Origin of the sequence: Streptomyces sp. DH24 (genome assembly GCF_029813775.1) — a bacterium.
Classification (GTDB): Bacteria; Actinomycetota; Actinomycetes; order Streptomycetales; family Streptomycetaceae; genus Streptomyces.
The window spans coordinates 304,091-313,875 of the sequence record NZ_JARVKW010000002.1; the positions used below are offsets into that span (position 1 = coordinate 304,091).

General features: G+C 74.7%; 7 protein-coding genes. All 7 read right to left on the bottom strand.

Annotated elements, in window-relative coordinates; translation table 11 throughout:
• Positions 1-191: 191 nt before the first annotated feature.
• A complete protein-coding gene (locus tag QC282_RS02560) occupies positions 192-1,400 on the bottom strand; it encodes a glycosyltransferase (RefSeq protein ID WP_279547496.1) in 1,209 nt (402 codons plus the stop codon).
• A 256-nt stretch (positions 1,401-1,656) separates the two neighbouring features.
• Entirely contained in the window at positions 1,657-3,195 is a 1,539-nt protein-coding gene (locus tag QC282_RS02565) for a GMC oxidoreductase (RefSeq protein ID WP_279547497.1), read from the bottom strand.
• A 53-nt stretch (positions 3,196-3,248) separates the two neighbouring features.
• A complete protein-coding gene (locus QC282_RS02570; protein ID WP_279547498.1) occupies positions 3,249-4,712 on the bottom strand; it encodes an FAD-dependent oxidoreductase in 1,464 nt (487 codons plus the stop codon).
• Positions 4,713-4,808: 96 nt separating this feature from the next.
• Positions 4,809-6,011, bottom strand: a complete 1,203-nt coding sequence (locus QC282_RS02575; RefSeq protein ID WP_279547499.1) for a DegT/DnrJ/EryC1/StrS family aminotransferase — start codon at positions 6,009-6,011, stop codon at positions 4,809-4,811.
• Between the two features lie 37 nt (positions 6,012-6,048).
• Positions 6,049-6,711: a class I SAM-dependent methyltransferase gene (locus QC282_RS02580; protein WP_279547500.1), complete on the bottom strand. Its 663-nt coding sequence runs from the start codon at positions 6,709-6,711 to the stop codon at positions 6,049-6,051.
• Between the two features lie 27 nt (positions 6,712-6,738).
• Positions 6,739-8,013, bottom strand: coding sequence for a glycosyltransferase (locus QC282_RS02585; protein WP_279547501.1), 1,275 nt, complete (start codon positions 8,011-8,013; stop codon positions 6,739-6,741).
• Positions 8,014-8,326: 313 nt separating this feature from the next.
• On the bottom strand, positions 8,327-9,785 hold a 1,459-nt coding region (locus tag QC282_RS02590), incomplete at its 5' end, for an AAA family ATPase (RefSeq protein WP_279547502.1).

Here is a 9,785-nt window from a genome sequence, read left to right on the forward strand (position 1 = left end):
GCGGCGGCCGGGGAGGTGGGGGGTGGCCTGATCCGTTCGCGCTTACGGCTCCGATTATTCGGACGGGCGACTGGGGGAATCCCTACAAGCACGACGGTGTGCGGCGGCGGACACGGCGACGCCGACGGGCCCGGGCGGGCGCGTCGGCGTACGGCGGTGCTGACCTGCGGAGGTGGGCGCCGGGGCGGTTGTCAGGTGAGGGACAGGCGCTGGAGGTGCGCCACGGCCGCGTCGATGCCCGGCAGGGCGAGCATCTGGTGCTGGGCGCGCCGGGCCTCGACGGCGGCCCGGTCGCCGGCGAGCAGCCGGCGGCAGGCGTCGAGCATGGCCTGCGGGCCGCGGGCCGCGACGTGTTCGCCGAGTCCGAGGTCCGCGACGCGCAGCGCGTTGTACTGCTGGTCGCCGAACATGGGCCGCACCGCCAGGGGCACTCCGGCGCGCACCGCCTCGCGGATGCTGTTGTAGCCGCCGTGGGTGAGGAACAACGCCGCGTGTTCCAGCAGGAGTTGCTGCGGGAAGCGGGCGACGACGCGGACGTGGGGTGCGGCCCGGGTGGTGTCGACGGGCATGCCGAGGGTGGAGACGACGGCCGTGCAGTTGAGTTCGGACAGCGCCTCCACCACCGTGTTGAGGGGTTCGGCGGGGTCGTACACGGGGATGGGCGCGCCGAACTCGCGTGCCTTGTCGAGGAACTCGAGGACCGTGGCGGGCAGCCCGGTGCCGAGGGAGGCCAGCACCAGGGGCCGGTCGGCGGGCAGGTCGGTGAACCAGTCGGGGAGGCGTTCGCCGCGGGTGACGGTGCGGGGCTGGCGGTAGGTGACGGCGTCGGGGGCGAGCGGGCGGGCGAAGGAGTAGGCGGCGGGCATGCAGTCGAGGCGGCCGTGCCGGTACACCGCGGCCGGGTCGTCCGCCTCGGGCAGGCCAAGGGAGCGGCGCCGGTCGTTCAGGAGGGGCCGGATCAGCTCCGGGTCGAGGAACTGGCCGGAGCCGGAGGGCGCGGGCACCTGCGGCACGTCGAGGGTCTCGGCGACGAGGAGCGCGGCGAACTCGTAGCCGTCGCGCAGGATGACGTCGGGCCGGAAGTCGCGTGCGAGGGGCAGCAGCAGGCCGTAGGCGTCGGCGAGTTGGGGGCCGCAGGCCAGACAGGCCCACAGGTCGTGGGCGAAGCGGCTGAACTCCTTCGGGATGGGCAGTTCGCCCTCGAACAGCAGCCGCATGCCCTGGGCGGTGATGTCCGGGTAGACGCCCTCGACGCGGGCCTTGTCACCGTCCAGGATCGGCGCGAGCCGGTCGGCGGTGACGACGAGGACGTCGTGTCCGGCCTCGCCGAGCGCGCGGATCAGCGGCAGACAGGCGCGGACGTGGGAGGGCGATCCGGTGATGCTGCACAGCACCCGCATGGGGGTGAACCTTTCTGGGCGGGGGTCGGGGCGGCGGGCTCGACCGGGGCCGTGCCGGTCCCGTGCCGGGCGAGGCCCGCGGCGCTGAGCGCGTGCGGGTCCAGGTGGTTGCGGGTGTCGACCACGACCGGGCGGTGGGGCCCGGCCGCGATCCGGGTCCGGTCCGGGTCCCGGTATGCGGGCCACTCGGTGACCAGGACCCGTACGGCCTCGGCGGCGCCGACGACGAAGCGGAGCCGGCCGAGCGTCGCCGCGGTCAGACGGCGATGAGCCGGGCGCTGATGGACGCCGCGGCGCGGACGGCCAGGGCCACGCTGAACAGCGTGGGGTTGACGGCGGTGGACGTCGGGATGACGCCGTTGCCGCCGACGTAGAGGTTGTCGAAGCCCCACACCCGGCTGTCGGTGTCGCACACCGAGGTGCCGTCGTCGGCGGGGCCCATGCGGACGGTGCCCTGGTAGTGCTTGGAGCTGCCGGCCGGGAACAGTTCGGGGCGTTCCAGGAACTCGCCGCCGAGTGCTTCGGCGATCCTCTCCTGGTCGTCGCGGGCCTGTCCGGCGCCCTCGCGGTCGCGGTCGGTCAAATCGTAGTGGAGGGTCATCCTCGGCATGCCGTAGGCGTCGGCCTCGCTGGTGGAGAACTCGATGCGGTCCTCGGCGCGGATCTCCTTGGCGCCGTACCAGACCATGCCGACGAACAGGGCCGGGTCGACGCCCTCCAGGGGTGAGGTGTCGATGGTCATGACCTGGCCGTGGTTGCGGCGGCCGGGGTCGGCGAACGGCACCCAGAAGCGGCCGGTCTCCAGGTCGCGGATGTCGCCGCCGAAGTCGACCGTGCCGCGGGCGTCGACGCCGGCCGTGGGGCCGTCCTTGACGTGCACGGAACTGACCGTCTTGGGCTGGTCGTTGAGGTAGCGGCCGAGCGCCTCGGGGCGGATGCCGGACGCCCACAGCAGCTGCGGGGTGCGCAGCGCGTCGGCGGCGACCGCGACGGCGGAGGCGCGCACGGCGAACTCGGTGCCGGTCGGCAGGTGTTCGAGGAGGGCGCCGGTGACCCGGCGGCCGGTGAACAGCAGCCGGCGGCACATGGTCTCGTCGGCGATGCGGAACCGCCCGTCGGCGGCGGTGGCGCCGGCGTCGGCGAGCGGGCCGAGGAGGGTGTCGGGGCCCGCCCACCGGGGCCGGCGGCCGGGGCGGGGGACGCAGGCGAGCGGCATGGGGCCGACGTGGCGGCCGGCCGGGTAGTCGCCGTCGAACAGCTCACCGAGCGTCTTGAGGACGAGGTCGCCGGCCGGGGTGGCGGGGTAGGCGTCGCGGGTGACGCCCATGAGGTGCTCGGCGACGTTCAGGGCCCCGTCGAGGTCGCCGTCGGACAGGTACGGCACGCGTTCGCTGTCGAGCGGGCGGGGCGCGGTGCACGCCCAGTGGACGCCCATGCCGCCGACGTTGCTGGACATGACCGCGGCGGGCATCCCGTTCTGTTCGGGCTCCTCGGCGCGGCGGGGCCTGAGCAGGTGGGTGCCGCGGTCGGCGTACTTCTTCACCAGGGCGCCGTCCTCGCCCGGCGCGGTCTCGGGGTCGCGGCCCTGGGAGCGGGCCTGGGCCGCGGCGCGTTCCTCGGCGGGCAGGTTGCCGAGGTGCAGGCCGGCCTGCCCGGTCAGGCGCGGACCGAGGTCGACCATCAGGACGCGGGCGTGCGGCACGGCGTCGTACACCCTGCGGGCGATGGCAGACCCCACGGGGCCGCTTCCGACGACGAGCAGATCGACCGTCGGCGGAAGTTCGGGACGGGTCATGGCGGTGCGACTCTCCTTCTGTGCGGTGGTGGCCGTGCGGGGCGCGGGCCGCGTCACTGTGCGGCGCGGCTCGCGGCGTAGTACGCGCGGACCTGCTGGGCGAACCGCGGGTTCATCTGGGCCTTGGCGAGGATCTCGGCGGGCGGGGTGTACTCGTCGTCGAGGTCGCCCGCGAACTTGGTGAATCCGGCGCGCAGTTGGGTCTCGATGACGGCGGGCCAGGCGTTGGGGATCCGCCACTCGTCCTCGTAGCCGGTGGCGAGCAGGTGCGTGACGGCGGTCTCGACGACGTCGGCGCGGCTGTGTGCCTGGGTCGGCCTGCGGACGGGGCGGAACACGGACAGGTCGTGCCGGGTGTCCTCGCCGAGGATGCGGCGGGCCATCTCGTCGGCGAGCAGCGGCGACAGGTGGAGGCCGTCGCGGTAGGTGCCGGTCATCATCCACAGCCCGTCGACGCCGGTGCTGCCGACGAGCGGGAAGCCGTCGAAGGCGACGGGCCGGTTGCCGACCTGGATCTTCTCGATGCCGGCGGTGTCGAGGTCGCGGCGCAGCTGGCGCAGGGCGCAGCCGAGGAGGAAGGTGGCGTCGCGGATGGAGGGCACGTCGGCGGGCTCGGGCTCGATGGCGTTGGTGGCGCCGAGGTAGACGTGCCCCTGGCCGCGGGGCACGAGGTGCAGGCCGCAGGCGAAGGCGCGGTTGGGGGTGCGCAGCACGCTGGTGGGGCCGGGCACGTCGGGGTCGACGCGGGCGAGGACGGACACGCCGACGCCGGCGCACAGCCGGGGGACGGTGCCGTCGACGGCGGGCACGGTGTCGAGGAGGGCCTGGGAGGCGGCGCCGGAGGCGAGGACGACCTGACCGGCGCTGAGAGTGTCGCCGCTGGTGAGCCGCACGCCGTCGACGCGGTCGCCGTGGGTGACGAGGCTTTCGCCGAAGCCGTCGAGGAGGGTGCCGCCGGCGTTCAGGAACGCGGTCTCCAGGCGGGCCAGCAGGCGTCCGGAGTCGACGGCGTGCTCGCCGGGGATGAACATGCCCATCAGGGGGCGGGCCAGCGGGTCGGGGTCGAGCCAGGGCAGGTCGGCCGGGTCGATGTCCTCGTACGGTTCCTTGTACTCGTCGAGGGTCTTGCGGATGGCGGCGTAGTTGGCGGAGTCGATGCCGGGTACGCCGACCGAGTTGAGCAGCATCACGGTGCCGTCGGCGCAGCGCAGGTCGTCGGTCTCGCCGGTGTCCTCGGACAGCTGGGCGAGCCAGTCGTCCCACAGGCGGGTGGCCCGGACGCCGAGGTCGAGCTTGGCGCGGCCCTGCTCGCTGGCGACGAGGGTGGAGGTGACCTCGCCGAAGGTGCCGAGCATGGCGCCGGCCGCGGTGGAGGCGGCCCAGGGCCGGTCGGTGCGGCCGAGGACAGCCACGCGGGTGCCGCGGCGGGCGAGGGTGAGGCCCAGGGACAGGCCGAGGACACCGTTGCCGACGACGAGGACCTCGAAGGTCCGGCCGGCCGGGTTGTCGCTGGTCATCGCTTTCGTTCCCATCCTGTGAACGCCGCGCCGGGCGCGGGGTGTCGGAGTCGGTGACGGAGGGTTCGTGGGGGTCGGTGGCGGGGCCGGCGGGGGTCAGGCCGCCGGTGTCGTGCCGGTGCGGGGCAGTTCGGTGAGGACCTTGGTCAGGGCCGTCGCGATGTCCTCGACGTCCCGGCGGGTGCCGAGCAGCGCCTGGTGCGGGATCATCACGCCGTCGCGGCCGACGCGTTCGGCGTTGGGGCAGCGTTCGGCCAGCTCCGCGCGGCGGACGTCGCCGGTGGGGCCGGTCCAGAACGCGTCGGTGCGGTGCAGCGGCGGGTAGCTGCCGAAGGCGGGGATGCCCTCCATCAGCAGGGCGAGGGCGACGGTGTCGCGGTCGACGCCGCCGAGCTCGTCCTGGTCGAGGACGAACGTGGTCATGTAGTGCGGGGTGGTCGTGCAGCGCGGGTCGCGGCCCTGGAGCCGGATGCCGGGTACGGTGCTCAGCGCGGCGGCGAGTTCGGTGTACCGGGTGGCGCGGCGGGCGTTCTGCGCGGGGAACCGGGCGAGCTGGGCGCGGAGCACGGCCGCGGTGAACTCGGAGATGCGGAAGTTGGAGGAGGCGGTGGCGAGCCGGAGTTCGCGGGTGCGGCCGCAGTTGTGCCGCGTCCAGGCGTTCTCGTAGGTGTCGTCGTCGGGCAGCAGCAGGGCGCCGCCCTCCCCCGCGGTGAGCACCTTGGAGCTCTGGAAGGAGAACGTGGCGACGGAGCCGAGCGCGCCGAGGCCCTGGCCGCGCCAGGTCGCGCCGTGCGCCTGCGCGGCGTCCTGGATCACCCTGACGCCGCGGCGGCCGGCCCAGGCGGTGATGGCGTCCATGTCGGCGACGTGGCCGCCGATGTGGACGGGGATCACGGCGCGGGTGCGGTCGGTGGCGACGGCGTCGAGTGCGGCCGGGTCCAGGCAGAAGGTGTCCGGGTCGACGTCCACGGGCACCGGTACGGCGCCTCGCCGCTGGACGGCCGTGGAGGTGGCGACGAAGGTGTACGCGGGGACGAGGACCTCTTCGCCGGGTTCGACGCCGGCGAGTTCCAGGGCGAGTTCGAGGGCGTGCGAGCCGTTGGTGACGGCGAGCGCGGCGGGCGCGGCGTGCAGCTCGGCGAACTCCCGCTCGAAGGCCTGCACTTCCTTGCCGCCGTGCCGGGACCAGTCGCCCTGCTCCAGGGCGCGGATCAGGGCGAGGCTCTCGGTCTCGTCGTACTCGGGCCAGCGCGGGTAGGGCCGTTCGCGCACCTTGGGGCCGCCGTTCAGGGCCAGCATGGGCTCTCCTTGTCGGGTTCGCCACGAGGGCTCGGGGTCAGCCGGGGTAGGTGCCGAAGGCGGTGCGGGTGCCGTACGGGTCGAGGTCCATCCGGAGCCCGCACTCGTCAGCCCAGCGTTTGGTGATCTCCACGCCCTCGGAGCGGTTCACGTCGTCGAGCATCACGCTCGCGCCGGGCGCCAGGAGGTCCTTCAGGACCGGCACGGCCGGGTAGCGGGCCATCTTGCGGTCCTGTTCCCAGCCGGGCGGGCCGTCGACCAGCAGCAGCTCGACGGGGCCGTGCTTGCCGGTGAAGGCGCCGACCTCGGCGGTGACGGTGTCCGGCTCGTACCATTCGACGCGCTTGACGGCGGCGGGGTGTTCGGCGAGCGGGGCGTGCACGACGCGCGCGACGTCGCCGAGGCCCTCGCGGGTCAGCTGCCGGTCGACCCAGGTGGCCCACTTCTCGTCGTGCTCCAGGGAGAGCACGTTGCCGTGGCCGCGCTCGGCGAGGTAGCGGGCGAAGACGATCGTGGAGGTGCCGCTGCCGCACTCCACGATCACCTTGCGGTCGTTGAGCGCGATGTCGTCGAGCAGCTTGACCAGGGCGCCGGGGCGCAGCGACCACGCGGAGAACGGCAGGTACGGGCCGTTCAGCAGCGGGGCGAGCCGGATCCACGAGGCCAGGTCGTAGAACGCCCGGAGGTACTGTGCTTCCATCTGCCTGCTCCTGTCGGGGTCTGGGTCTCAGCGGCCGGCGAGGGCGACGAGGTGGTCGACGGCGGCGGTCACGGGCGGCAGCGCCAGCATGTGCCGCTGCGCGGTGCGGGCGGCGTGCCCGTAACCCGGTTCGGACAGCAGGCGGTTGACGGTGTCGGCCACGTCGTCGGCGGCGGCGCTCGGCACGCGCAGGCCGAGGCCCAGGTCGGTGACGCGGGAGGCGTTGTGGGCCTGGTCGCTCAGTTCGGGCAGCACGGCCATGGGCACTCCGGCGCGCACGGCCTCGCGGACGCTGTTGTAGCCGCCGTGGGTGAACAGGAGCTGGGCGGTCTCCAGCAGCAGCGGCTGCGGGACGGTGTCGTGGACGAGGACGTTGTCGCCGACGGCGGCAGGGTCGAGGGGCATGCCGCGGGTGGCGACGACGGCCGTGCAGTCCACCTGGGACAGGCCCTTGACGATGGTGGTGAGCGGGTTGGCGTCGCCGGGCATGAGGGCGTTGACGACCATGCCGGGGTCGGCGGCGACGTCCAGGCCCTCGAACATGTGCCCGGCGACCATGCCGTCGAAGAACAGGTCGAGGATGCGCGGGAAGACGGTGCTGTGCATGAGCGACGCGAACACGTTGGTGCTGGACACCACCACGAGCGGCTTGTCGCCGGGGATGTCGCGCAGCCAGCCGGGCCCGGTCTCGGTGCGCACGATGGTGGCGGGCTGCTGGTAGGCGAACGTGCCGTCGATGTCGTGGGCGGTGAACGCGTACTCGGGCGGCATGCAGTCGAAGCGGCCGTGCGCGTGGATGGAGGCGGCCGAGTCCTGCCCGGGCAGGCCGAGTTCGCCGCGGCGCTCGTTCAGTTCGGCCAGGGCGAGCGTCGGGTCGAGGTACTGGCCGCCGCCGGACGGCGCGGCCACGTCCGGGATGCCGAGGGTCTCGGCGACGAGGTGACCGGCGAACTCGACACCGCTGCGCAGGATGATGTCCGGCTTGAACTCCTCGGCGACGTCCAGGAGTTGCCGGTAGGCGTGGGTGACGTGCGGGCCGCACGCGGTGGCGAGCAGGGTCTGCGCGGAGAACGGGTCGGCGGGGACGAAGTCGATGCGCTTCTGCTGCAGCAGGCTGAGCACGATCTCGGCCATGTCGGTGAACAGCGGCAGGACGCGGATCTTCTCGCCCTCGAAGACGCCCGCCATCTCCGGCGGCGAGACCACGGTGACCTCGTGGCCGGCCTCCGCCGCGGCGCGGGCCAGCGGCAGCAGGGCGCGGGCGTTGGAGGGCGACAGCGCGAGACTGCAGAGAATGCGCACAACCATTCCTTTCCGTACGGGAAGCGACGTCGGGTGGCTTCGGCGGAACGGGGCGGGGAATTGGGGCGATGCGCGCCGCCGGGCCGTCGGCCAGGCCATCATGCGCCGCCGCGCTCGGTGTTTTCCCGAGTGTTCCGGCGGGCTTTCCACGCCGCTCGGCACCGAACTTAGGGGATGGGCGGGCAGGCCCCCAGTTGGGTGTTTCCATCGGTGGGTAATCGGCGGAATGCGCGAACCCGGACAAGGGTGTTCGCGGCTCGGGACATGCCTGGAACGCGGTGCGAGGGGCGAGGGGCAAGGAGGGGTGGGCGCGTCAGAGCGCCCGCCGGGCGGCCGTCCGCTCGGTCCAGGCCGCCGCGCGGCGCCCGCGGTCCTCGCGCACCGTGCGGGGCACCAGCGAGTCGACCACCTCGCGGGTCGCCGGGTGGCGGAAGGCGTAGCGCGGGGCGCCGTCCGCGGAGGTGTGCCGGGAGCGGCGCAGGAAGTCCCGGCGCTCCAGGTAGTCCAGCCACCGGGCGGCGTCGTCGCGGTCGCCGCCGCCGACCGCGGCGACGCCGTCCGCGCAGCACACGCCGCCCAGCGCGGAGGCGTCGACCAGCACGGCCTTGGCTCGCGGCGGCAGGGTGTCCAGGTGGGCGGCGACGACCTGGCGGACGTGCCGCGGCATCGGCGGCGGTCCGGCCGGGTGGCGTCCGGGGTCGGCGCCGGTCAGCTCGCGGGCGTACTCCACGGCGTACAGCGGGTTGCCGCCGACGCGCGCGAGGACGTCGCGGCGCAACTCGGGCGGCAGGTCCCGGCCGTCGGCGCCGAGGAGGGTGTCGAGCAGCGCCGCCGAGGAGGGTTCGTCGAGCGGGTCGAGGGTGAGGGTCAGGGCGTCGCGCCGGCCGCCGCCCCAGGCGGGCCTGCGGTCGAGGAGTTCGGGCCGCGCGGTCACCGCGACGAGCAGCGGTACGGGGCCGACGGCGCCGGCGAGGTCGGTCACGACGTCCAGGACGGCGTCGGGCACGGTGTGCACGTCCTCCAGGACGAGCAGCAGGGGACGTTCGGTGGCGAGTCCGGCCAGGAAGAACCGCCAGGCGGCGGCGATGCCGGGCCAGTCGGCGGGGGCGGCGGGCGGCCGGTCGAGCAGCAGCGGCCGCAGCCGGTCGAGCAGCCACGTGCCGCGGTCGCCGGTGCCGAAGAGGGCGTGGACGGTGCGGCTCAGGGCGTCGTCCGGGGTGAGGGCCGGACCGGGGCGGGCGGGCGACGGCGGGCGGTGGCCGTCGGGGGCGCCGCGCGACGGCCGCGCCGCGGGACGCCCGGCGCCGGCGAGCGGTGGACGACCGTGTGCGGGGCCGTCGGACGGGCCGGGCCGGTCGTCGCGGGGGCCGGTCCCGGTGGCCGCCGCCAGCGTCCGTTCCAGCAGGGCCAGCGGGCGGTCCCGGTCGCACCAGGAGCCGTGGGCCGTCAGCACGGTGCACCCGCCCGGCGTTCGGCGGGCCAGGCGGCCGAGTTCGCGCGCCAGCCGGGACTTGCCCGCCCCGGGTTCGCCGAGCACGGTGAGGAGGTACGGGCGCTGCTTGCGGACCATGTCGCCGAGCGCGCCGCGCAGTTGCTCCAGCTCGCGGTCCCGGCCCAGGAGCGGCGCCGGGCACGGTGTGCCGGACGGGCGCGTTCCGAGCGGCTCGCAGGCACCGTCGGGGCCGGCGACGGGCCCGTAGGCGATGACGCGCTCGCTGCCGGCGCGGGTGGCGGCGCACACCCGGATGCCGCCGGGCGGCACGGTCTCCAGC

Excerpts from the sequence above, each read along its gene's own strand:
- QC282_RS02580 (WP_279547500.1), bottom strand. The coding sequence starts at position 6,711 with ATGGAAGCACAGTACCTCCGGGCGTTCTACGACCTGGCCTCGTGGATC.
- QC282_RS02565 (WP_279547497.1), bottom strand. The coding sequence starts at position 3,195 with ATGACCCGTCCCGAACTTCCGCCGACGGTCGATCTGCTCGTCGTCGGA.
- QC282_RS02570 (WP_279547498.1), bottom strand. The coding sequence starts at position 4,712 with ATGACCAGCGACAACCCGGCCGGCCGGACCTTCGAGGTCCTCGTCGTC.
- QC282_RS02575 (WP_279547499.1), bottom strand. The coding sequence starts at position 6,011 with ATGCTGGCCCTGAACGGCGGCCCCAAGGTGCGCGAACGGCCCTACCCG.
- QC282_RS02560 (WP_279547496.1), bottom strand. The coding sequence starts at position 1,400 with ATGCGGGTGCTGTGCAGCATCACCGGATCGCCCTCCCACGTCCGCGCC.